We start from the raw sequence: 23,811 nt of genomic DNA, 5'->3' as shown, positions 1-23,811 counted from the left end.
CGCTCGAAAACGCTCTCAACGCCGTTTTGACGTGCCGGTCCGGTTGACTTGGTGCGCTCCGGCGGCTTTCTAACCTTTCCCATGGTCCACAGCGCATTGTCATGATCGAGAAAAACTACCAGCCCGCCGATATCGAGCACCGCATGGCCCAGATCTGGGAGGAGAGCGGTGCGTTCAAGGCCGGCCGGCCTGAGCGCAAGGACGCCGCGCCCTTCACCATCGTGATCCCGCCGCCGAACGTGACCGGCTCGCTGCACATGGGCCATGCGCTCAACAACACGCTGCAGGACATCCTGGGCCGCTTCGAGCGGATGCGCGGCCGTGACGTGCTGTGGCAGCCCGGCACCGACCACGCCGGCATCGCCACCCAGATGGTGGTCGAGCGCCAGCTGATGGAGCGGCAGGAGCCGGGCCGCCGCGACATGGGTCGCGCCAAATTCCTCGAGCGGGTCTGGCAGTGGAAGGCCGAGAGCGGCGGCACCATCGTCAACCAGCTCAAGCGCCTCGGCGCGTCCTGCGACTGGTCGCGCGAGCGCTTCACCATGGACGAGGGCCTGTCGCGCGCCGTCGTCAAGGTGTTCGTCGAGCTGCACCGCGAAGGGCTGATCTACAAGGACAAGCGCCTTGTGAACTGGGACCCGAAGCTGCTCACCGCGATCTCCGATCTCGAAGTGCAGCAGGTCGAGGTCAAGGGCAGCCTCTGGTACCTGCGTTATCCGATCGAGGGCCGCAGTTTCAGCCCGGATGATCCGAAATCTTTCATCGTGGTCGCGACGACGCGTCCGGAGACGATGCTGGGCGACACCGGGGTCGCGGTGCATCCGGACGACGAGCGCTTCACCGATCTGGTCGGCCAGCACGTCATCCTGCCGCTGGTCGGCCGCAAGATTTCGATTGTCGGCGACGATGTGGCCGATCCGGAGAAAGGCTCGGGCGCGGTCAAGGTGACGCCGGCGCACGACTTCACCGACTTCGAGATCGGCAAGCGCCACGGCCTGCCGCAGATCAGCGTGCTCGACCAGGAGGGCAGCCTCAGCTTGGTCGACAATGAGGACTATCTGCGCGGCCTGCCGGAAGGCGCCGCCGAATTCGCTGCAGAGTTTCACGGCATCGAGCGCTTCGCCGCGCGCAAGAAGATCGTGACGCGGCTGGAGGAGTTCGGCTTCCTCGAGCGGATCGAGCCCAACACCCACATGGTGCCGCATGGCGACCGCTCCGGCGTCGTGATCGAGCCCTATCTGACCGACCAGTGGTACGTCGACGCCCACACGCTGGCGCAGCCGGCGATGGCGGCGGTGCGCTCGGGCGAAACCACTTTCGTGCCGAAGAACTGGGAAAAGACCTATTTCGAGTGGATGGAGAACATCCAGCCCTGGTGCATCTCGCGCCAGCTCTGGTGGGGCCATCAGATTCCCGCCTGGTACGGGCCCGACGGCAAGGTGTTCGTCGCCGAGACCGAGGAAGAGGCGGTCGGCAATGCGCTCGGCTATTACGTCGAGCAGGAGGTCATCACGCCGGAGCAGGGCCACGACATGGCCACTGACCCCGCCAAGCGCGAGGGCTTCATCGTCAGGGACGAGGACGTGCTCGACACCTGGTTCTCCTCGGCGCTGTGGCCATTCTCGACGCTGGGCTGGCCCGACGACACGCCGGAGGTCGCGCGCTACTACCCGACCAACACGCTGGTCACGGGCTTCGACATCATCTTCTTCTGGGTCGCCCGCATGATGATGATGGGCCTCCACTTCATGAAGCAGGCGCCGTTCTCGACCGTCTACATCCACCGTCTCGTCCGCGACGAGAAGGGTGCCAAGATGTCGAAGTCGAAGGGCAACGTCATCGATCCGCTCGGCGTGATCGACGAGTACGGCGCCGACGCGCTGCGCTTCGCGCTGACCCGCGAGGCGGCGCAGGGCCACGACATCCGCCTGTCGCCGCATCTGGTCGAGACCAACCGCAATTTTGCGACCAAGTTCTGGAACGCCTGCCGCTTCGCCGAGATGAACGAGTGCGTGAAGCCGGACGGTTTCGATCCGAAGGGCGTCAAGGAAACGCTGAACCGCTGGATCGCGCACGAGACCTCGCGCGTCACCCGCGAGGTGACCGAGACGATCGAGGATCATCGCTTCAACGATTCGGCGGCCGCTATCTACCGCTTCGTCTGGAACGTGTTCTGCGACTGGTATCTCGAACTCGCAAAGCCGGTGCTGATGGGCGAGGAGGGTGCGGCCAAGGCCGAGACCCGCGCCATGATCGCCTGGACGCGCGACGAGATCCTCAAGCTGCTGCATCCGTTCATGCCCTTCATCACCGAAGAGCTGTGGGCCGTGACGGCCAAGCGCGACGGCCTGCTGGTGCTGGCGTCCTGGCCGCGCAAGTCGGGTGTGACCGGCGAGCAGCTGGTGGCGATCGCAACCGCCGGTCCGGTTGTCGATCCGATCATTCCGCCAGTGATTGCCGCGCTGGATGCGGACGAGTTCAACGATCCCGCAGCCGAGGCCGAGATCGGCTGGGTCGTCGATCTCGTCACCGCGATGCGTTCGGTGAAGGCGGAAATGAACATCCCGCCGTCGACGCTGACGCCGCTGGTGATCGCGGGCGCCTCCGAGGAGACGCGGGATCGCGCGCGGCGCTGGAACGACACCATCAAGCGCCTGGCGCGGTTGTCGGACATTTCCTTCGCCGACGCGGCGCCGGAAGGCGCGGTGCAGCTTCTCGTGCGCGGTGAGGTCGTCGCGCTTCCGCTGAAGGGTGTGATCGATCTCGCGGCCGAACGCACCCGGTTGGAGAAGGAGCTCGGCAAGGCCGACGCCGACATCAAGCGGGTCGACGCCAAGCTCGCCAACGAGAAGTTCGTCGCCAACGCGCCGGAAGAGCTCGTCGAGGAAGAGAAGGAAAAGCGCGAAGCCGCGCTGGAGCGTCGCGCCAAGATCCTCGAAGCGATCGAGCGGTTGAAGAAGGCGTCATAGCGGACGGAAGCGGCGATGCTCGACCACGTCTCCATCACGGTTTCCGACATCGCCGCCGCCGAACGTTTCTACGACGCCATCATGAAGGTGCTCGACGTGGTCAAGGTCGGGCGCCGCGACGACTGGCTCGGCTATGGCGAGCGGGCGCGGCCGGCCTATCCGGACCGCGTCTACCTCTCGATCCGCAAGGGCGCGAAGCCGGAGGAGGCGTTGGGCCGCCACTGGTGCTTCGAGGCGAAATGGCGCACCCAGGTCGATGCGTTCTGGGATGCCGGCATCGCCGCCGGCGGCACCGACGATGGCGCGCCCGGCCTGCGCGACTATCACACCTCTTGTTATGCCGCGTTCCTGCGTGACCCCGACGGCAACCGGATCGAGGCCGTCTGCCATCACGCCGTGTGACTCTCAGAACCGCTTGCTGAGGAATTTCGATCCCTTCAGCCCGTAGCGCCAGGGCAGGTCGACGGCTTTTGTGATGCCGATCCGCACGCCTGCGACGATGTCGGGTGCCTCTAGGCGCGCGTGGAGCGAGATCGGCGGACGGTCCAGCGGCAATTCGCTGTGCGCGATGGTGATGCCGAGCGCCTCGCAGAGTTTGCCCGGCCCCGAGCACAATGCACGCTCGTCCTCTACTCCGCGCCGTCGCCGCATCGCGGCCAGTCCGTGGGTCGGCTCGAGCGCGCGGATCAGCACGGCGCTGGCCGAGCCTGGTTGCTCGCAGACGAAGTTGACGCACCAATGGATGCCGTAGGAGCGGTAGACGTAGGAGAAGCCCGGCGGGCCAAACATCACCTGGTTGCGCGGGGTCGGTCCCCGGTAGGAATGCGCGGCGGGTTCGGAGTGATGATAGGCCTCGACCTCGGTGATGATGCCGCCGACGCCGTCGACCAGAAAGGTCGTGCCGATCAGGTCGGGCGCGACCTCGTGGACGCTGCGATCGAAGAAGGAGCGTTTCAGCGCCTTGCCGAGGCGCGGCGCGGTCGCAGGGGTCGATCGGGGTTTTGTCGATCGGGGTTTTTGAGCCATTTTGAGGTGGGAATCGGCACGGACCGGGCCGCAACACTGCCAATATATCGGCTGGTCTGCTAGGGTCACCGCGCGGGTTGCGAGCCGCGCCAACACCGATTAGCTAAGCCCTTTGGTTGGGAGCATGATCTGGTCGGAAAACCGGTCGGCACTTTTCCGGATCATGCTCTCGCGACTTGCAGGCTTCTTATGGTCACTATCGTCGACACCATCTCCTCCACGCCCGTCCGCCCGCGTCACCCCGAAAAGGTGAACCGGCCGGATGCCGTGTCGCCGCCGAAGCCGGACTGGATCCGGGTCCGTGCGCCGAATACGCGCGGCTATGCCGACACCCGCAAGATCGTGAAGGAGAACGGCCTCGTCACGGTGTGCGAGGAGGCCGGCTGCCCTAATATCGGTGAGTGCTGGGACAAGAAGCACGCCACCTTCATGATCATGGGCGACACCTGCACACGCGCCTGCGCGTTCTGCAACGTCAAGACCGGCATGCCCGGCGCGCTCGAGGCCCATGAGCCCGAATACGTCGCCGAGGCGACCGCCAAGCTCGGCCTGGCCCATGTCGTGGTCACCTCGGTCGATCGCGACGATCTCGCCGACGGCGGCGCCACGCATTTTGCCGAGACCATCCGCGCCATCCGCGCGCGCTGCCCGACCACCACGATCGAGATCCTGACGCCGGACTTCCTGCGCAAGGACGGCGCGCTCGAGCGCGTGGTCGCGGCCAAGCCCGACGTCTTCAACCACAATCTGGAAACCGTGCCGTCGCGTTACCTGACGGTCCGTCCAGGAGCTCGCTATTTCCACTCGATCCGGCTGCTGCAGCGGGTCAAGGAGATGGACCCGACCATCTTCACCAAGTCGGGCATCATGGTCGGGCTCGGCGAGGAGCGGCACGAGGTGCTGCAGGTGATGGACGATCTGCGCTCGGCCGAGGTCGATTTCCTGACCATCGGCCAGTACCTGCAGCCGACGCGCAAGCATCACGCCGTGATGCGCTACGTGACGCCGGACGAATTCGCGGGCTATGAGCGCGTCGCCTACACCAAGGGTTTCCTGATGGTGTCGGCGAGCCCGCTGACACGCTCGTCGCATCATGCCGGCGAGGATTTTGCGAAATTGCAGGCGGCGCGCACGGCCCGCGGCCGCTAGTTGCCAGGTGCGGTGAACACGTGCGGTGAACCGGCATCACCGCGCTCTATTGCTTGATTGAGCTGCGGACTGAACCAATGCAACGCGTTCTGGTGATGGGATCGTCGGGATCCGGCAAGTCGACCTTTGCGCGGCGGCTGTCCGAGATGACGGGCATTCCGACCGTGTCGATCGACGCGCTGTTCTGGAAACCCGGTTGGGTTGCGTCCAACCGGGAGGAATTCGGGCGCCGCATGACCGAGGTGACCCAGCAGCCGCGCTGGATCATGGACGGCAACTACACCAAAAGCGCAGGCGAGTTGCGTCGGCAACTCGCCGATACGGTGATCTGGTTCGACCTGCCACGGTCGACCTGCATGGTCGGCATCCTGACGCGGATCGCGAAGAGCTATGGCAAGGTCAGGCCCGAGATGGCGGAAGGCTGTCCCGAAAAGATCGATCTCGAATTCTTCCGCTATGTCTGGACCTACCGCCGGCAGCAGCGGCCCGTCCTGATCGAATTCTTCGAAGGCTTGCGTCCCGATCAATCCTTCGTCTGCTTTACGCGCCGGACGCAAGCCGACGCCTACCTCGGCGACCTCGCACGCAAGCAAAACCGTGCGAGTATCCACTGATGCCTCGATTCTCAAGCAAGCGGCGGGTCCGCCACACCGCACCTCAAATGTTCGATCTGGTCGCCGACGTCGAGCGCTATCCGGAATTCGTGCCGTTGTGCCAGTCGCTCAAGATCCGCCAGCGCACGCCCAAGGACGACGGCACCGAAATCGTGGTGGCCGACATGACGGTCTCCTTCAAGCTGGTGCGGGAAACCTTCACCAGCAGGGTGACGCTCGACCGGCCCAATCTGAAGATCCTGGTCGAGTATCTGCGCGGCCCGTTCAGCAATCTGGAGAATCGCTGGAGCTTCGAGCCGAAGTCGGAGACCGAATGCGATGTCGGCTTCTTCCTGAATTACGAGTTCAAGAGCCGGATGCTGGCGATGCTGATGGGCACGATGTTCGACGCCGCGTTTGGACGATTTTCCGCTGCGTTCGAGAAGCGCGCGGACCAGGTTTACGGCAAGCCTCAGCTGTCGACATAGCGAACCCGTTTCGTCCGCGGCTCAAATTGTGGCCGGAACGCAAATGCCCGGCACAAGGCCGGGCATGACGGATGATGCGTATGGTGCGCGCCGTCCTTACGGGCAGGAGCGACGCACGCCGCCGGATGCGATGTAGGTGCCCGAAGCGGGGTCGTAGGAGCGGAAACGCTGGGAGCAATAGGCGTCGTTGTTGGCCTTGGCCTGGCTCGCGGCGATTGCGCCGCCGATGATCGCGCCGGCGGCAAGCCCGCCGATGATCGCCGCGCCGTTCCCGCCGCCACCATGCCGGTATCCGCCGCGGTATCCACCGCGATAACCGTAACGCGGGCCGCCGCCATGCCAGTGACGGTACTGCACATGCTCGACGGAGGTGGGCTGGTCTTGCAACCGCGCGGGCGCGAGCGGAGCGGCGAACGAGGGCGCGACAGTCGACAGCGTCATGGCGCCAGTGGTGATTGCGGCCACGACCAAAGTTCCCAACTTCATCATTTTCTCCTTGTTGTGGGATTTTGCTGTTCGAAGAACAATGAAACAGCAGAGTTGGAAGAACAGAAAACGGCGAGGCGACGTCAAAGTTCCACCTGAGATGGCGTCACTGGGCCGCAGTTGACACAAGGTAGTGTGAAGCGGCCGTTCGCGCGACTCGGCTCTCGTAGGGCTTATCCGCGCGGCGGCCGGCGGCGTTTCGCGGCGTGGCTGCGCGGCGAACGGGCCACTCGTGGCCGCAGCCGGCTCGCGGTCTCGCGGCGCGGCTTGGCGGCCTGCGGCGGCCGCGCAAGCTCCATCAGCATGCGCAGCGCTTCGACGACGGAGCGCTGGCGGACGGTGCTGCGGCCGATCGCGCCAAACCGTTGCTCGCGATGAAGGATGCGGCCGTCGCGCGCGGCGACGGCGAAATGCACCAGGCCCACCGGCTTGCCCGGTGTCGCGCCGCCGGGACCGGCAATGCCGGTGATCGAGACCGCGAGGTCGACGCCGGCCTTTTCCAGCGCGCCGATCGCCATCGCGGTCGCGGTCTCTTTGCTGACCGCGCCGAATGTCTCCAGCGTTGCCGCCTTGACGCCGAGCATGACCCGCTTGGCCTCGTTCGAATAGGTGACGAAGCCGCGGTCGATGACGTCGGAAGAGCCGGGGATGTCGGTCAGCGCCCCCGCGACCAGGCCGCCAGTGCAGGATTCGGCGGTCGCGATGGTCAGCTTGCGCATCCGGCACAGGTCGAGCAGCGAGCGGGAGAGGGCACGAGCGTCGCTGCCGCCCATATCAGGCACTCCAGCCGTTTTCGTTCCAGGGCAGGCGGATCGTGGCGCTCGCGGTCGCCGCGATGCCTTCCTCGCGGCCGGTGAAGCCGAGCCGTTCGCTGGTGGTCGCCTTGACCGCCACGCGCGAGATGTGGACGCCGGAAATCTCCGCGATCTTCGCCCGCATGGTGTCGCGCAGCGGGCCGATCTTCGGCCGCTCGCAGATCAGCGTCACCTCGAGATTGGCGATCCGCCCGCCGCGCGCCGTGACGCGCTCGACCGCATATTTCAAAAACTGGTCGGAGGAGGCGCCCTTCCACTTGGCGTCGCTCGGCGGGAAATGCGAGCCGATGTCGCCGTCGGCCAGTGCACCGAGGATCGCATCGACCAGCGCGTGCAGTCCGACGTCGCCGTCGGAATGGGCCAGGAATCCTCTGGTGTGCGGCACGCGCACGCCGCAGATCATCACATGGTCGCCGTCGCCAAAGGCGTGCACGTCGTAGCCGGTGCCGGTCCTGATGTCGCCGAGCTGGCTGGCGAGCCGCGCTTCCTCGCGCACGAAGTCTTCGGGTGTGGTGAGTTTCATGTTGGCAGGATCACCTTCAAACGTCGCAACCGTCAATCCCGCCCATTCGGCAAGCGCCGCATCGTCGGTGAAATCGCTGCGGCCTTCGCGCGCAGCGCGACGATGCGCCTCCAGGATGACGTCGAAACGAAACGCCTGCGGGGTCTGCGCGATGCGCAGGCGCGCGCGCTCCGGCGTCGCCTCGACATCACCGGTATCGCCCGTGAGCTTGATCGTGTCGGTGACGGGAATCACGGGGATCGCGGCGCCGGTTCGGCCGGCTGCGGCGATCGCGCGCGAAATGACAGCTGCGGTGACGAAGGGGCGCGCGGCATCGTGGATCAGCACGATGTCCGGCTTCTCGCTTGCGAGTGCCTCGAGCCCGGCATGGACCGAGGCCTGACGGGTCGCGCCGCCCGGCGTCGGCGGCTGATGGCGCAAGCCCGCGACGGCTTCGCGAAACAGCGCGGCGTCGTCAGGATTGACCACCGGCTGCACCGCGAACACGTCCGGATGTCCGGAGAACGCCTCCATGGCGCGGTAGATCACCGTCTGGCCGCCGATCGTCCGGTATTGCTTCGGCCCGCCGGCGCCGGCGCGCAGTCCACGGCCGGCTGCGACAAGGAGGGCTGCGGTACGCTCAGACTTCGGCATTTTGAACCAATGACAGACGAATCGGGGATGTGGAGAGGGCGGCGGGATCGCCGCGGACAGCCCTTAGCATGACCGCTGCGCAAAAACAGAGCGTTTGCCGATGACTGTGGGAAAAGCAGATTTTGTTGCGGTGCACTTGCGCTGGTGGTAGAACTGTCTAAACCGTAGGCATGAGCCTTGACTGCACAAGAATTGTGCGCAAAATGAACAGCGTCGGCTGCAATGACGTGGCTGACAGAACGACGAGACGGCTGTGACCGGCGTACAAAGTACTGCTCGTAACCCATTGAAGATAGGCGACATTGCTGTCGCCAACCGGGTTCTCCTCGCGCCCATGTCCGGCATCACCGACGCGCCCTTTCGGCGACTCGCCGCCCGCTTGGGCGCCGGCCTGGTGGTCTCGGAGATGACGGCAAGCGACGATCTGGTGAACGGCAAGCCGATCTCGAAGCTGCGCTGCGAGGCAGCCGGAATTGGACCGCATGTGGTCCAGCTTGCGGGTTGCGAGACCCGTTGGATGGCGGAGGGCGCGCGGATTGCCGAAGGCGCCGGTGCCGACATCATCGACATCAACATGGGCTGCCCGGCGCGTCACGTGACCGGCGGCCAGTCCGGCTCGGCCCTGATGCGCGACCTGGACCACGCGGTCACGCTGATCGACGCGACCATCGCTGCCGTCAAGGTGCCGGTGACGCTGAAGATGCGGCTCGGCTGGGACGATCGCTCGCTCAATGCGCCCGAACTGGCGCGCCGCGCCGAGGCATCGGGCGTGCAGATGATCACCGTGCATGGCCGCACCCGCTGCCAGTTCTACAAGGGCGAGGCGAACTGGAATGCCGTGCGCGTGGTCAAGAATGCCGTCACGATCCCGGTCGTGGTCAACGGCGACATCACCTCGTTCGACAAGGCCGTCGGCGCGCTGGAGAAGTCGGGCGCCGACGCCGTCATGATCGGCCGCGGCGCGCAGGGCCAGCCCTGGCTGCCGGGCCAGATCGGCCGCCGCCTGGAGGGCGGGATCCCTGAGGCCGCGCCGTCGCTCGCGGAGCAGCTCAAGCATATCCGCGCGCTCTATGACGAGGTCTGCAGCCATTACGGCCTGCGTGTCGGCCTCAGGCATGCGCGCAAGCATCTCGGCTGGGCGCTCGAGACCGCGGCGGCTTACAGCTGCGCCCCCGCGGCAACCTTGAAGACCTGGCGGCAGGCCATCCTGACCTCTGAGGAGCCGTCCAGCGTGCACCGCTCGCTCGAGCAAGCCTACGACGATTTTGCCTGGAGTGCTGCCGCATGACGTCAGCCATGGAATTTCGCCGGCCCGTGCCCACCGATGGCGAGGCCATCCTCAATGCGCTGCCCAATCCGGTGCTGCTGGTCGCACCCGACGGGCGCATCGTCGACGCCAACATCGCCGCCGAATCCTTCTTCGAGATCTCCACGCAGTTCCTGCGCCGGCAGTCGCTGAAGGAGCTGGTGCCGTTCGGCAGCCCGCTGCTCGCGCTGATCGAGCAGGTGCGGACCAACGGCTCGCCGGTCAACGAATACAAGGTCGATCTCGGCACGCCGCGGATCGGCGGCGACCGCCAGGTCGACCTCCATGTCGCGCCGCTGACCGAGCGTCCCGGGCATATCGTGGTGATGCTGCAGGAGCGCACCATCGCCGACAAGATGGACCGCCAGCTCACCCATCGCAGCGCCGCGCGCTCGGTGATCGCGCTTGCGGCGATGCTCGCCCATGAGATCAAGAACCCGCTGTCGGGCATCCGCGGCGCCGCGCAACTGCTGGAGCAGCAGGCCTCCTCAGAGGACCGGCTGCTGACGCGGTTGATCTGCGACGAAGCCGACCGCATCGTCACGCTGGTCGACCGCATGGAAGTGTTCGGCGACGACCGCCCGGTGGCGCGCGGCCCGGTCAACATCCATTCCGTGCTCGACCATGTGAAGCGGCTGGCGCAGTCAGGCTTTGCCCGCAACGTCCGTTTCATCGAGGATTACGATCCGTCGCTGCCGCCGGTGCTGGCCAACCAGGACCAGCTGATCCAGGTGTTCCTGAATCTGGTGAAGAATGCGGCCGAAGCGGTCGCCGATCTCGGCACCGACGCGGAAATCCAGCTCACCACGGCGTTCCGGCCGGGCGTGCGGCTGTCGGTGCCCGGCAAGAAATCGCGGGTCTCGCTGCCGCTCGAATTCTGCGTCAAGGACAACGGCTCAGGCGTGCCGGAAGATTTGCTGCCGAACCTGTTCGATCCCTTCGTCACCACCAAGCAGACCGGCAGCGGGCTCGGCCTCGCGCTGGTCGCCAAGATCGTCGGCGATCACGGCGGCATCATCGAATGCGAGTCGCAGCCGCGCAAGACCACTTTCCGCGTGCTGATGCCGATGTACAGCGCCGCCAAGCACCACGACCAAAGCAACCGCGATGACGTTCCGGGTACGCCGTCGCCTGCCTCTCAGGACGCACGATGAGGAACAACAATGCCCGCAGGTAGCATACTTGTCGCTGACGACGACACCGCCATCCGGACCGTCCTGAACCAGGCGCTGTCGCGCGCCGGCTATGAGGTGCGCCTGACCGGCAACGCCGCCACGCTGTGGCGCTGGGTCAGCCAGGGCGAGGGCGACCTCGTCATCACCGACGTGGTGATGCCCGACGAGAATGCGTTCGATCTGCTGCCGCGGATCAAGAAGATGCGGCCGAACCTGCCGGTCATCGTGATGAGCGCGCAGAACACCTTCATGACCGCGATCCGCGCCTCCGAGCGCGGCGCCTACGAATATCTGCCAAAGCCGTTCGACCTGAAGGAGCTGATCACCATCGTCGGCCGCGCGCTGGCCGAGCCGAAGGAGCGGGTCTCGAGCCCCGCCGATGACGGCGAGTTCGACTCGATCCCGCTGGTCGGCCGTTCGCCGGCGATGCAGGAAATCTACCGCGTGCTGGCGCGGCTGATGCAGACCGACCTCACCGTGATGATCTCGGGTGAATCCGGCACCGGAAAGGAGCTGGTCGCCCGCGCGCTGCACGACTACGGAAGGCGCCGCAATGGCCCGTTCGTCGCGGTCAACATGGCGGCGATCCCGCGCGACCTCATCGAGTCCGAATTGTTCGGCCACGAGCGCGGCGCGTTCACCGGCGCCAACACCCGCGCTTCCGGCCGCTTCGAGCAGGCCGAGGGCGGCACGCTGTTCCTGGACGAGATCGGCGACATGCCGATGGAGGCGCAGACCCGTCTGCTCCGCGTGCTGCAGCAGGGCGAATACACCACCGTCGGCGGCCGCACCCCGATCAAGACCGACGTCCGCATCGTCGCCGCCTCGAACAAGGATTTGCGCATCCTGATCCAGCAGGGGCTGTTCCGCGAAGATCTGTTCTTCCGCCTCAACGTGGTGCCGCTGCGGCTGCCGCCGCTGCGCGAACGCATCGAGGACCTGCCGGACCTGATCCGGCACTTCTTCTCGCTCGCCGAGAAGGACGGCCTGCCGCCGAAGAAGCTCGACACCCAGGCGCTGGAGCGGCTCAAGCAGCACCGCTGGCCGGGCAACGTCCGCGAGCTGGAAAACCTCGCCCGCCGGCTTGCCGCGCTCTATCCGCAGGACGTCATCACCGCCTCCGTGATCGACGGCGAGCTGGCGCCGCCGGCGGTCACCTCGGGCAGCACGGCAACCGTCGGCGTCGACAATCTCGGCGGCGCGGTCGAGGCCTATTTGTCCTCGCACTTCTCCGGCTTCCCGAACGGCGTGCCGCCGCCGGGCCTCTACCATCGCATCCTCAAGGAGATCGAGATTCCGCTGCTGACCGCGGCGCTGGCGGCGACCCGCGGCAACCAGATCCGGGCCGCCGATCTGCTCGGCTTGAACCGCAACACGCTGCGCAAGAAGATCCGCGACCTCGATATCCAGGTCTACCGTAGCGGCGGCTAGGGCCGATTGATGGCGGCGGGGCGCTGCTCCCGCCGCCTTTACTGAGTAGTCACAAAAGGTGTTGAGGACACGGCGCCGCACCGCGGTTTGCGCCGCGGAAATGTCGCAATTCGGCAACATTGTGATATGATTGCATCAGTTCGCAATTCCCGCGGGCGATCGCTCTCAGCTCAATTGCCGGTATGACCAGCGCAGAGACCACCGCTTCAACGTTACACGCGACCCCGGCCGAGCCCAATACACAGGCTCGGCCAGAGGCGCGGGGCTTTCCTCTGCGACGCTGGCTGGCGCCGTTCGCGGTGGCCATCGCGCTGCTGTCGGCGTTTCTCACCTTCGTGGTGCTCACCAACCTGACCCCGATCGAGCCGACACCCGAGGTGGTGCGCTCGTTCCTGATGATCAATGCCGGCACCATCCTGCTGCTGGTCGGGATCATCGTCCGCGAGGTCTGGCAGATGGTGCAGGCGAGGCGGCGCGGCCGGGCGGCGGCGCGGCTGCACGTGCAGATCGTCGGCCTGTTCTCGGTGATCGCGGTGCTGCCCGCCGTGCTGGTGTCGATCGTCGCCAACGTCACCATCGAACGCGGCCTCGACCGGCTGTTCTCGGGTCCTACCAAGCAGGTGATCCAGAACTCGCTGACGATTGCCAGCGCCTATATGCAGGAGCATGCCCAGCTGATCCGCGGCGACATCCTGGGGATGGCCAACGACATCTCGCGCGCGCGCCTGACGCCGCTCTATGACCAGGATCGGCTGTCGTTCCGCGAGTTCCTGACGGCCGCCGCGGCCGCGCGCAACCTGCCGGTCGTGGTGCTGATGGACAAGAACGGCACCATCCTGGAGAGCGCCGAGACCGGGATCAATTTGAGCTACGCGCTGCCGCCGCCGGAATTTCTGAGCAAGGTCAACGATACCGATCCCGAAATCTCGGTGTTCCCGGAGAGCTATGTCGCCTCCGTGGTCCGCCTCAAGACCTTCGACGACACCTTCCTCTATGTGGCGCGGCTGCTCGATCCGGCGGTCGTTGCCCAGCTCAAGCAGACCCAGACCAGCGCGGCCGAATATGCCCAGCTCGAGACCCGCAGGCTCGGCATCCAGGTCGCGTTCGCCCTGATGTTCGCGGTGATTGCGCTGACCATCCTGATGGCCTCAGTGCTGATCGGCCTCAACTTCGCCAACGGGCTGGTGGCACCGATCCGCCAGCTGATGGGCGCGGCGAGCGAGATCTCGACCGGCAATCTCGATGTGCAGGTCCCCGTGCAAAGGACCGCGGGCGATCTGGCTCAGCTCGGCGAGATCTTCAACAAGATGACCCAGGAGCTGCGCACCCAGCGCAACGAGCTGGTCGACGCCAGCGAAACCATCGACAGCCGCCGCCGCTTCATCGAGGCGGTGCTGTCATCGGCCAGCGCAGGGATCATCGGGGTCGACGCATCAGGCACCATCGGCGTGCTCAACCGCTCGGCGGAGAAGCTGATCGGCCACGCCGAGTCCGAGACGCTCGGCCATCCGCTCTCGGACGTGCTGCCCGAGCTCGACGAGATGATGAAGACCGCGCGCGAGGGCACGCAGCGTCTGGTGCAGGGGCAGGTCACGATCCTGCGCGACGGCAACGAGCGCAATCTGTCGGTTCGCGTCTCGGCCGAGCAGACCAGCCAGTCGCGCGACAGCTACATCATCACGCTCGACGACATCACCGAACTGGTGTCGGCGCAGCGCACCTCGGCCTGGGGCGACGTCGCCCGCCGCATCGCCCACGAGATCAAGAACCCGCTGACCCCGATCCAGCTCTCCGCCGAGCGCATCCGGCGCAAGTTCGGCAAGACCATCACCGAGGCGAAGGACAAGTCGATCTTCGAGCAGTGCACCGACACCATCGTGCGCCAGGTCGACGACATCAGGCGCATGGTCGACGAATTCTCACGCTTTGCGCGGATGCCGAAGCCGGTGATGGAAGGCGAGGACGTCGCCGACGTGGTGCGCCAGGCGGTGTTCCTGATGAAGGTCGCCCATCCCGATCTCGACATCGAGGCCGACATCAAGCAGTCGCCGCTGCCCGCGCAGTTCGACCGCCGGCTGATCTCGCAGGCACTGACCAACATCATCAAGAATGCGACCGAGGCGATCGAGCAGGTTCCGCGCGAGGAGCTCGGCAAGGGCCGGATCGACGTCGTGGCGCAGCGCGAGAACGACGACATCCTGATCGACGTCATCGACAACGGCATCGGCCTGCCCAAGGTCGCCCGTGCGCGCCTGCTCGAGCCCTATGTCACGACCCGGGCGAAGGGCACCGGCCTCGGGCTTGCGATCGTCGGCCGCGTCCTGGAGGACCATGGCGGCCGGATCGAGCTCAAGGACGCCTCCGACTTCCGCGAGGGCCAGCGCGGCGCCTGGATGCGGCTGCGCTTTGCCGTCACGGGCCAGGCGGCCAAGCCCGAGACGAAGCCCGAGAACAAGGAACAAAGTCCGGACGTCAAACCGGAATCGACCGACCCCAGCAGTGAAAAAAATCCGCCGCAAGAGCCGACCAGCGGCCCGGCAGAGGCGACCAACAATGAAGCAAAAATCCAAAAGCCGATCGAACAGCCAATCCAAGAACCAAATGCGCAACAGCCAAAAATCAAAGCCGCGACGGGCGACTGACAAGACAGGTGTAACCCATGGCCAGTGACATTCTGATTGTCGACGACGAAGCAGACATTCGCGACCTCGTTGCGGGTATTCTGGACGATGAGGGGTTTTCCACGCGCACCGCGCGCGACAGCGATTCGGCGCTTGCCGAAATCGCCAACCGCCGCCCGAACCTGGTCTTCCTCGACATCTGGCTGCAGGGCTCCAAGCTCGACGGCCTGCAGCTGCTCGAGCAGATCAAGAAGGACAATGCCGACCTGCCGGTCGTGATGATCTCCGGCCACGGCAACATCGAAACCGCCGTCGCCGCGATCAAGCGCGGCGCCTATGACTTCATCGAGAAGCCGTTCAAGTCTGACCGGCTGATCCTGGTCGCGACCCGCGCGCTGGAGACCTCGCGGCTCAAGCGCGAGGTCAAGGAGCTCAAGCAACTGGCTCCGGCGGCCAGCGTCCTGACCGGCCGCTCCGCCTGCATGAACCAGCTGCGCCAGACCATCGACCGCGCCGCCAAGGCCAACAGCCGCATCCTGATCGTCGGTCCCTCCGGCGCCGGCAAGGAGCTCGCCGCGCGCACGCTGCACCATGCCTCCGGGCGAGCCGAGGGGCCGTTCGTGGTGATCAATGCGGCGGCGATCACGCCGGAGCGGATGGAGATCGAGCTGTTCGGCTTCGAGGGATCGAACGGCGAGCAGCAGCGCAAGGCCGGCGCGCTCGAGGAAGCGCATGGTGGCACGCTGTTCATCGACGAGATCGCGGACATGCCGCGCGAGACCCAGAACAAGATCCTGCGCGTGCTGGTCGATCAGACCTTCCAGCGCCAGGGCGGCACCAGCAAGGTGCATGTCGACGTCCGCATCATCTCCTCGACCGCGCGCAATCTGGAGGAGGAGATCGCCGCGGGCCGTTTCCGCGAGGATCTCTACCATCGCCTCTCGGTGGTGCCGATCCGCGTGCCGCCGCTGTCGGAGCGCCGCGAGGACATCCCCGAGTTGATCGACTATTTCATGGACCAGATCTCGGCCGCGACAGGCCTGCCGAAACGGCAGATCGGGCAGGATGCGATGGCGGTGCTGCAGTCGCATGTCTGGCCGGGCAATGTCCGCCAGCTCCGCAACAACGTCGAGCGGGTGATGATCCTGGCCGGCGGCGGGCCGGAGGCGATCATCACCGCCGACATGCTGCCGCAGGACGTCGGCTCGATGGTGCCGGCGATGCCGACCTCCAACAATGGCGAGCACATCATGGGCCTGCCGCTGCGCGAGGCCCGCGAGGTGTTCGAGCGCGACTATCTGATCGCCCAGATCAGCCGCTTCTCCGGCAATATCTCGCGCACCGCGGAGTTCGTCGGCATGGAGCGCTCGGCGCTGCATCGCAAGCTGAAGGCGCTCGGGGTCGGCTGACCCCGGCGCGCCCGGCCAGCAATTGGCCGGCAGCTTGAAGCAAAACCCCGGCGGTCACCCGCCGGAGCGGTGCCCGGCCCTCGGGGTCGGGGCGGGATGATGGGCGAGGCGAGAACGGGGCCGCTGCAACCGGGGATTTATCCACTCCCCGCGAGAATATTCATCTCTTTCCCTGCACTTTCTTAGAATTGCCACCGTGTTCCTACCGACTGCTGCGCGAACTGGCTTGCCTAAAAACCGCGCGTAGCCTCTAATCCTACCTGCTATGCCTGCCGGAGGGGGATCTCAGGGCAGGTGGGCAGCCGGAGGAGGCTCCGTCAGAGAGCAGCAACCGGTTCAATAAAAAGAAGCACAAGCTTGCGGGACAAAAACAATGGCGGCAGACCGCGCACAAAATCTACAAGACACCTTCCTTAATCACGTTCGTAAGACAAAAACGCCACTGACGATCTTTCTGGTCAACGGAGTAAAGCTGCAGGGCATTGTCACCTGGTTCGACAATTTCTGTTTGCTGCTGCGGCGCGACGGTCACTCGCAGCTGGTCTACAAGCATGCGATCTCGACCATCATGCCCGGCGCTCCGATTCAGCTGTTCGAGGGTGGCGAGGACGCACCGGCTTGAGAGTGAACTGATTGGAACCCTTCAATCGTGAAGGGGGCGCCGACCGTCCGCGGTCGGCGGGGGACGTTAGCACCGGGCGGGTGATCGTCATCGGCCCGTACCTGCGCATGCGCCGTGGCGACGGCGATGCGCAAACGGATTCCTCTGTCCGCGACTACGAAGCGCGGATCGAGGAAGCCGCCGGCCTCGCCGGCGCGATCGACCTTACCGTGGTGGAATCCGTCGTCGCGCCGATCAGCCAGATCCGGCCCGCGACCTATCTCGGCAAGGGCAAGGTCGAGGAGATCAACGGCCTCGTCGCCAGCGACAAGGTCGAGCTCGTGGTGATGGATTGCGCGCTGTCGCCGATCCAGCAGCGCAATCTCGAGAAGGCCTGGAGCACCAAGGTGCTCGACCGCACCGGCCTGATCCTGGAAATCTTCGGCCGCCGCGCCAAGACCAAGGAAGGCGCGCTGCAGGTCGAGCTCGCCCATCTCAACTACCAGCGCAGCCGTCTGGTGCGCTCTTGGACCCATCTCGAGCGCCAGCGCGGCGGCTTCGGCTTCATGGGCGGTCCCGGCGAAACCCAGATCGAGGCCGATCGCCGCCTGATCGGCGACCGCATCACGCGGCTTGAGAACGAGCTGAAGAAGGTGCAGGCGACGCGGCGACTGCATCGCGCCGGCCGCCAGCGCGTGCCGTACCGCGTGGTGGCGCTCGTCGGCTACACCAATGCGGGCAAATCGACGCTGTTCAACCGCCTGACGCGGGCCGACGTGCAGGCCGCCGACATGCTGTTTGCGACGCTCGATCCCACCTTGCGCGCGCTCAACCTGCCGCATGGCGGAAAGGCGATGCTATCGGATACGGTCGGCTTTATCTCCAATCTGCCGACCCAGCTGGTGGCCGCGTTCCGCGCCACGCTGGAGGAGGTGCTGGAGGCCGACATCATCCTGCACGTCCGCGACATCTCGCATGAAGATGCCGAAGCGCAGGAGCGCGATGTCGAGGGCGTGCTGCGCCAGCTCGGGATCGATCCCGACGCCGATGGCGGCCAGCGCATCATCGAGGTCTGGAACAAGATCGACCGCTTCGATCCCGAGGAGCGGGACAATTTGCGCAACATCGCCGCGCGCCGTCCGCCGGAACGGCCGTGCTTCCTGGTCTCCGCCGTGACGGGCGAGGGCATCGACGCGCTGCTGACGGCCATCGAGGACCGCCTCGCGGCCAAGCGCGCGACGCTGCAGCTTTCGATCGACGCCTCCGACGGCGCCGGCATCAGCTGGCTGCACCGCAATGCCGAGGTCCTGAACAAGGAGCTCAATGGCGAGCGCTTCGACATGACGGTGCGGGTCGACGAGACCAAGCGCGACATCGTCGTGAGCCGGTTCGCCGCGGTGCCCCACGAGGCGTAAGCCGCCAATCCGGGACCCCGCAATCATCTGAAATATGACGGCACCGTGACGTGGCCTCACTCCGGCGCGCCTGCGACGGGCGGTCGCACTTTCTGTTTGAAATCCGCGCCGCCTTGGTTCATTGCGCTGCGGGACGCAAAGCCGAGGCCGATCGATGCAGGACACCAGCGAAACCATCACCAAAGAGACGCTCGCCGGCCAGAACGGCGATCTCGCCCATGCACGGGCCCCCGAGATCGTCGATGCCCTCAACGCCCGGGAGCCGGCTGATGCAGCAACGCTGCTGCGATCGCTGCCGGCCGAGAAGGCGATCGAGGTGCTCGACCTGCCCGGGCTCGACAACACCTGCGAGATCCTGGCCGAGCTGCCGCAGGACACCGCGGTAGCGCTGCTGTCCGGCGTCTCCGATGACCGCGCCGCCGACATCTTCAAGGAACTGGTCGAGCCGCTGCGCACCACGCTGTTGAACGGCCTCAACCCGGAAACCCGCAACGTCATCTCGGGGCTGCTGGCCTATCCGGAGCGCAGCGCCGGCAGCATCATGACGACCGAATTCGTCAGCGTGCCCTCGAACTGGACCATCGCCGAGGTTCTGCATCACATCCGGATGGTCGAGCGCACCCGCGAGACCGTCTACTCGATCTTCGTGACCGACCCGGTCAAGAAGACCCTGATCCAGGCCGTGCCGCTGCGCCGCCTGATCTCGGCCGATCCGCACGCCAACGTGCTCACCGCAGCGCCGGCGCGAAAGCCGCTGATGATCGCCCCCGAAGCCGACCGAATGGAAGCGGCGCGGCTGATCTCGCGCTACGATCTGCTCGCGGTCGCGGTCGTCGACGGTCCCGGCCACATCCTCGGCATTGTCACGGTCGACGACGTCATCGACGCGATCGTCGAGGAATCCACCGAGGACGCCCAGAAGTTCGGCGGCATGGAAGCGATCGACGAGCCGTATTTGCGGATCGGTTTTGGCGAGATGATCAAGAAGCGCGCCGGCTGGCTGTGCGCGCTGTTCCTCTCGGAAATGCTGACCGCGACGGCGATGCAGTCGTACCAGACCGAACTCGAGAAGGCTATCGTTCTGACGCTGTTCATCCCGCTGATCATGAGCTCCGGTGGCAATTCCGGCTCACAGGCAACATCGCTTCTGATCCGCTCGCTGGCGTTGCACGAGGTGCGGCTGCGCGACTGGTGGCGTGTCGCCGTGCGCGAACTGCCGACCGGTATTGTGCTCGGCGCCATCCTCGGCGTGATCGGCATCGTCAGGATCACGCTCTGGCAGACCCTTGGCCTGTTCGACTACGGTCCGCATTGGGTGCTGGTCGCCGCGACCGTCGGCGCCGCGCTGGTCGGCATCGTCACCTTCGGCTCACTGTGCGGATCGATGCTGCCGTTCATCCTCAAGCGCATCGGTTTTGATCCCGCCAGCGCATCAGCGCCGTTCGTCGCGACGCTGGTCGACGTGACGGGGCTCGTGATCTATTTCGGCGTGGCGGCCGTTATTTTGCGCGGGACGTTGCTCTAGCGCCTGATTATTGATGGAGGGCGAGTAGTCTCGCGCACCAAGGAAAAGGTTCACGGTCGAGGCTGAAAATATTTAGCTTGCGGCTCCCGGCGCACAGCAGGAGGATTTCCCTAAGCTAGGCCGTCCGCGAGATCAGAGCGTTGGAAGGCCGGTCTCTGAACTCGGCAGGTCTCAGCCCAGCTCTTTACCGGCTGGTTGCCTGTCAGGAATTCCTCAATCGTTGCGTTTGAACAGGGGGAACTTCCATGAATCTCAAATCAAGTTTCCTTTTCGCAGTCGTTCTCGCAGGTCTCGCTGCATTGATCGGCACTGCAACATATGCGGCCGAGCCGGCTGCTCGGATCACCATCCTGTACGATGCGTTCGGTAAGGACGCCACGATGACAAAGGATTGGGGCTTCTCCGCCCTCGTGGAAATCGGAGGAAAGCGCATCCTGTTCGATACCGGCGACAACGCGAAGATCTTCGCTGCCAATGTGAAGGCGAAGGGTGTGGACCTCACCAGCCTCGATTTCGTGGTGTTGTCGCACCGGCACTCCGATCACATGGCGGGCCTGAGCCATGTCCTGAGCGTCAACCCGAAGGTCAAGATTTATGCGCCCAAGGAAGCATTTGGCATCTACGGCTCGTCGGTGCCGTCGAGCTTCTACCGCAAGGACGAGTCGTTGCCGCCGGAGATGCGGTACTACGACGGCAAGCCGCCTGAGATCATGAAATTCGGCGCTGCCTGGGCGGACGCCAACTTCGAGTTGATAGACCAAACGACCGAAATCGCACCCGGCATTACGCTCATTGCTCTGATTTCCGATCTGCCGGGAACGAGGGAGCTCAAGGAGCTGTCCATGGCGGTGAATACTGCCGATGGCATCGTGCTCGTCGTCGGCTGCTCGCACCCTGGAATCGAGCGGATCGTCGAGGCCGCGGCAGCAATCAATCCCAGGATTCGGCTGATCGCTGGCGGATTCCATCTGGTCGCCGCGCCCGACGAGGTGATCACGAAGGTGACGACCGCGCTGCAGGACCGTTTCAAGGTCGAAAGCATCGCCCCCGGACACTGCACCGGCGAGCCGACCTTTGCCGCCCTGAAGAAGGCATTTGGCGACAGATACATTTATGCCGGCGCCGGCACGTCAATTCCAATCGGTGCCGAAGGAAGTTCGAACATGAAACGCGGCGAGGGGATGACACCCGACGACCTCAGGGTCTATCGCAAACTGGCCGCCCGGAACGATCCATTCGGTGTCATGCGCGCGCAAGCCCGACGTGCCGGAGCTGATCTCTAGGCGAAGTTTCGAGGCGCGCGAGGGGAGAAAATCTACGTCGCGCGTTTCGCCTCGTTCCACAGTGCATCCATCTCTTCCAGCGACGCGCCATCGAGCAAGCGGCCCTTCGCCGCCAGCGCCTTCTCGATATAGGCAAACCGCCGCTCGAACTTGGCGTTGGTCGCCCGCAGCGTCGTTTCCGGATCGGCGTCGACGTGGCGGGCGAGGTTGACGACGGCGAACATCAGATCGCCGGTCTCCGCTGCGAGCTCCTCCTTGTCCTTGCTGTCGAGTGCGGCCTCGATCTCGTCGGCTTCCTCGCGGATCTTGGCCAGCACGGCGCGCGGGTCGTTCCAGTCGAAGCCGACGGTGGATGCCTTGCGCTGCAATTCCATCGCCCGCGTCAGGGCAGGGAGGCCGGCCTTCACACTGGCAAGCAGCGATGTATGCGCGGTCTCCTCCGGCGGCCGCCGGGCGGCGCGTTCGGCCTTCTCCTCGGCCTTGATGCGCTCCCAGGCGCTCTTGACGCCGGCGGGCTGGATATTGCCGTCTTTGTCGGCAAAGACGTGCGGATGACGGCGGATCATCTTCCTGGTGATCGCCTCGACCACATCGCCGAACGCGAAGGCGTTCTGCTCCTCCGCCATCCGGGCGTGATAGACCACCTGCAGCAGGAGGTCGCCGAGCTCCTCGCGCAAATCGTCGAAATCGCCGCGCGTGATCGCATCCGCGACCTCATAGGCCTCCTCGATCGTGTAGGGCGCAATCGTCGCAAAATCCTGCTCGAGGTCCCATGGGCACCCCGTAACCGGCGTGCGCAGCGCAGCCATGATCTCGATCAGGCGGGAAATGTCGCGGGAAGGGGTCATCGGGCACCGCACTCTGAGGGGGTATGGCTTTATGCCAAATCGGCTCTGCCGATCCCAGCAAAACACGCCGGAAACACGGCGCTGTCCACGGATTGGCCGCGGCATCATCAGGTGCTAAATCGCGTTCCATGAGCGATCAGAACAATTCCGACACCGCCCTGGTGCTGTTTTCCGGCGGCCAGGATTCCACCACCTGTCTGGCCTGGGCCCTGTCGCGCTTTGCGCGCGTCGAAATGCTTGGCTTCTCCTACGGCCAGCGCCACGCAATCGAACTCGACTGCCGCGACCGCCTGCTGGCGGGGATCAGGCAGATGCGGCCGGACTGGGCGGCGAAGCTCGGCGACAGCCATACGCTCGATATCCCGACGCTGTCGGAGATTTCCGACACCGCGCTGACCCGCGACGTTGCGATCGAGATGGGCGCGGACGGGCTGCCGAACACTTTCGTGCCTGGCCGCAACCTCGTGTTCCTCACCTTCGCCGCGGCGCTGGCCTATCGCCGCGGCATCCGCCACATCATCGGCGGCATGTGCGAGACCGACTATTCCGGCTATCCGGATTGCCGCGACGAGACCATCAAGGCGCTGCAGTCCGCGCTCAACCTCGGCATGGCCAGGGATTTCGAGCTGCATACGCCGCTGATGTGGCTCGACAAGGCCGCCACCTGGCGGCTCGCGCACGAACTCGGCGGGGCAGGGCTGGTCGACCTGATCCGCGAGCACTCGCACACCTGCTATCTCGGCGAACGCGGCGCGCAGCACGATTGGGGCTATGGCTGTGGCGAATGCCCGGCGTGCAGCCTGCGGGCCAGGGGCTGGCGGGAGTATGCGGCGCGAGGCGATCGCCCCGATCACTGAGTTGCCGGGGTCGTACGCTTGGCCGGATCACGGCAGCCTGGTCACCGCGGTGAGATTCATCGTGAGCAAGACGCCGGGCTTGGGCAGTTCGCGAACCGCGATCACTGTGCGCGCGGGCCGGTGATCTCCCATCATTTCCACATAGGCCGAATTCATCGCGTCAAAGTCGGACATCTCGCGAAGGAAGATGTTGACGTGAGTCACATGGTCCAGGTCGGAACCCGCCGCCGCGAGCATCACGGCGAACGATTTCAGGATCTGCCGCGTCTGAGCACCGACGTCCGGTCCCGCCAAGGCGCCGGTTGCGGGATCGACTCCGGCGGTTCCTCCGATCCAGATCTGGTCTCCAACCTTTGCAACGTGATGATACGGCCCGATCGGAGTGGGCGTGTTCGGCGGCGTAAACGTCTGAACGCGTGATTTCATCGCTCTGCCTCGCATCTGGGCACTCGGATATAGCGGCCAATTCGCGGCTTCGGAAGCCGGTCTTCGTCGTGCGGAACCAAGAGCAAAGCTCGGACAAATCATCTCGCGAGAATGCGTCCTCACCTCATCTGTCATCGCCCGGCTCGACCGGGCGATCCGGTACGCCGCGGCCTCTCGGCTCAAGCACCGACGCCTCTGGAATACTGGATCACCCGCATGCGCGGGTGATGAC

21 protein-coding genes are annotated in these 23,811 nt (G+C 65.3%); 15 read left to right on the top strand and 6 right to left on the bottom strand.

Going from position 1 to position 23,811, the window contains the following annotated elements:
* Window positions 1–101: 101 nt before the first annotated feature.
* Together WDM24_RS20990 and WDM24_RS20985 are read left to right on the top strand one after the other, a co-directional pair.
* Complete coding sequence (locus WDM24_RS20990) at window positions 102–2,969, top strand: valine--tRNA ligase (RefSeq protein ID WP_338832314.1); 2,868 nt, start codon at window positions 102–104, stop codon at window positions 2,967–2,969.
* A 15-nt stretch (window positions 2,970–2,984) separates the two neighbouring features.
* A complete protein-coding gene (locus WDM24_RS20985; protein ID WP_338832313.1) occupies window positions 2,985–3,371 on the top strand; it encodes a VOC family protein in 387 nt (128 codons plus the stop codon).
* 3 nt (window positions 3,372–3,374) lie between these two features.
* Here WDM24_RS20985 and WDM24_RS20980 read toward each other — a convergent pair whose 3' ends face one another.
* Window positions 3,375–3,995 (bottom strand): DNA-3-methyladenine glycosylase, encoded by a 621-nt coding sequence (locus WDM24_RS20980; protein WP_338832312.1) that lies wholly within the window; start codon window positions 3,993–3,995, stop codon window positions 3,375–3,377.
* Window positions 3,996–4,184: 189 nt separating this feature from the next.
* Between WDM24_RS20980 and lipA the strand changes: the two genes are divergently transcribed.
* From lipA to WDM24_RS20965, 3 genes are all read left to right on the top strand, one after another.
* Entirely contained in the window at window positions 4,185–5,144 is a 960-nt protein-coding gene (lipA, locus tag WDM24_RS20975; RefSeq protein WP_338832311.1) for a lipoyl synthase, read from the top strand.
* A gap of 77 nt (window positions 5,145–5,221) precedes the next feature.
* Window positions 5,222–5,758, top strand: coding sequence for an AAA family ATPase (locus WDM24_RS20970; RefSeq protein ID WP_338832310.1), 537 nt, complete (start codon window positions 5,222–5,224; stop codon window positions 5,756–5,758).
* Window positions 5,758–6,225 carry a type II toxin-antitoxin system RatA family toxin gene (locus WDM24_RS20965; protein WP_029084150.1) on the top strand — a complete coding sequence of 156 codons (468 nt, stop codon included), beginning with the start codon at window positions 5,758–5,760 and terminating at the stop codon, window positions 6,223–6,225. The genes WDM24_RS20970 and WDM24_RS20965 overlap by 1 nt, the downstream gene beginning before the upstream one ends.
* A gap of 96 nt (window positions 6,226–6,321) precedes the next feature.
* Here WDM24_RS20965 and WDM24_RS20960 read toward each other — a convergent pair whose 3' ends face one another.
* The 3 genes from WDM24_RS20960 to WDM24_RS20950 form a co-directional block, all read right to left on the bottom strand.
* On the bottom strand, window positions 6,322–6,714 hold the full coding sequence (locus WDM24_RS20960) for a BA14K family protein (protein ID WP_165123659.1): 393 nt from the start codon (window positions 6,712–6,714) through the stop codon (window positions 6,322–6,324).
* A 170-nt stretch (window positions 6,715–6,884) separates the two neighbouring features.
* A complete protein-coding gene (locus WDM24_RS20955; RefSeq protein ID WP_029084148.1) occupies window positions 6,885–7,484 on the bottom strand; it encodes a CinA family protein in 600 nt (199 codons plus the stop codon).
* A 1-nt stretch (window position 7,485) separates the two neighbouring features.
* Window positions 7,486–8,682, bottom strand: coding sequence for a bifunctional 2-C-methyl-D-erythritol 4-phosphate cytidylyltransferase/2-C-methyl-D-erythritol 2,4-cyclodiphosphate synthase (locus tag WDM24_RS20950; protein WP_338688234.1), 1,197 nt, complete (start codon window positions 8,680–8,682; stop codon window positions 7,486–7,488).
* Window positions 8,683–8,968: 286 nt separating this feature from the next.
* Between WDM24_RS20950 and dusB the strand changes: the two genes are divergently transcribed.
* From dusB to WDM24_RS20905, 9 genes are all read left to right on the top strand, one after another.
* Window positions 8,969–9,970, top strand: coding sequence for a tRNA dihydrouridine synthase DusB (dusB, locus tag WDM24_RS20945; RefSeq protein ID WP_166295412.1), 1,002 nt, complete (start codon window positions 8,969–8,971; stop codon window positions 9,968–9,970).
* Window positions 9,967–11,142 (top strand): two-component system sensor histidine kinase NtrB, encoded by a 1,176-nt coding sequence (locus WDM24_RS20940; RefSeq protein ID WP_166295414.1) that lies wholly within the window; start codon window positions 9,967–9,969, stop codon window positions 11,140–11,142. Before dusB ends, WDM24_RS20940 begins: the two co-directional genes overlap by 4 nt.
* Window positions 11,143–11,151: 9 nt before the next feature.
* Window positions 11,152–12,594, top strand: coding sequence for a nitrogen regulation protein NR(I) (gene ntrC, locus WDM24_RS20935; RefSeq protein ID WP_029084144.1), 1,443 nt, complete (start codon window positions 11,152–11,154; stop codon window positions 12,592–12,594).
* Window positions 12,595–12,776: 182 nt separating this feature from the next.
* On the top strand, window positions 12,777–15,236 hold the full coding sequence (locus WDM24_RS20930; RefSeq protein ID WP_338832309.1) for a sensor histidine kinase NtrY-like: 2,460 nt from the start codon (window positions 12,777–12,779) through the stop codon (window positions 15,234–15,236).
* 17 nt (window positions 15,237–15,253) lie between these two features.
* Window positions 15,254–16,624 carry a sigma-54-dependent transcriptional regulator gene (locus tag WDM24_RS20925; protein WP_029084142.1) on the top strand — a complete coding sequence of 457 codons (1,371 nt, stop codon included), beginning with the start codon at window positions 15,254–15,256 and terminating at the stop codon, window positions 16,622–16,624.
* A gap of 373 nt (window positions 16,625–16,997) precedes the next feature.
* Complete coding sequence (hfq, locus tag WDM24_RS20920; protein ID WP_006020546.1) at window positions 16,998–17,246, top strand: RNA chaperone Hfq; 249 nt, start codon at window positions 16,998–17,000, stop codon at window positions 17,244–17,246.
* Between the two features lie 11 nt (window positions 17,247–17,257).
* On the top strand, window positions 17,258–18,640 hold the full coding sequence (gene hflX, locus WDM24_RS20915; RefSeq protein ID WP_338832308.1) for a GTPase HflX: 1,383 nt from the start codon (window positions 17,258–17,260) through the stop codon (window positions 18,638–18,640).
* Window positions 18,641–18,794: 154 nt separating this feature from the next.
* Window positions 18,795–20,165 carry a magnesium transporter gene (gene mgtE, locus WDM24_RS20910; protein ID WP_166295420.1) on the top strand — a complete coding sequence of 457 codons (1,371 nt, stop codon included), beginning with the start codon at window positions 18,795–18,797 and terminating at the stop codon, window positions 20,163–20,165.
* Between the two features lie 245 nt (window positions 20,166–20,410).
* A complete protein-coding gene (locus WDM24_RS20905; protein WP_338688137.1) occupies window positions 20,411–21,448 on the top strand; it encodes an MBL fold metallo-hydrolase in 1,038 nt (345 codons plus the stop codon).
* Between the two features lie 32 nt (window positions 21,449–21,480).
* Here the strand turns inward: WDM24_RS20905 and mazG are convergent, their stop codons facing one another.
* Window positions 21,481–22,296 carry a nucleoside triphosphate pyrophosphohydrolase gene (gene mazG, locus WDM24_RS20900; RefSeq protein WP_338832307.1) on the bottom strand — a complete coding sequence of 272 codons (816 nt, stop codon included), beginning with the start codon at window positions 22,294–22,296 and terminating at the stop codon, window positions 21,481–21,483.
* 128 nt (window positions 22,297–22,424) lie between these two features.
* Here mazG and queC point away from each other — a divergent pair, with 128 nt between their 5' ends.
* Window positions 22,425–23,153, top strand: coding sequence for a 7-cyano-7-deazaguanine synthase QueC (gene queC / locus WDM24_RS20895; protein ID WP_338832306.1), 729 nt, complete (start codon window positions 22,425–22,427; stop codon window positions 23,151–23,153).
* A 27-nt stretch (window positions 23,154–23,180) separates the two neighbouring features.
* Here the strand turns inward: queC and WDM24_RS20890 are convergent, their stop codons facing one another.
* Complete coding sequence (locus tag WDM24_RS20890) at window positions 23,181–23,714, bottom strand: RidA family protein (protein WP_338832305.1); 534 nt, start codon at window positions 23,712–23,714, stop codon at window positions 23,181–23,183.
* Between the last annotated feature and the right edge of the window lie 97 nt (window positions 23,715–23,811).

The organism is Bradyrhizobium sp. 27S5, assembly GCF_037217225.1.
Classification (GTDB): Bacteria; Pseudomonadota; Alphaproteobacteria; order Rhizobiales; family Xanthobacteraceae; genus Bradyrhizobium; species Bradyrhizobium septentrionale.
This window is presented reverse-complemented; position numbering and strand designations above follow the sequence as displayed.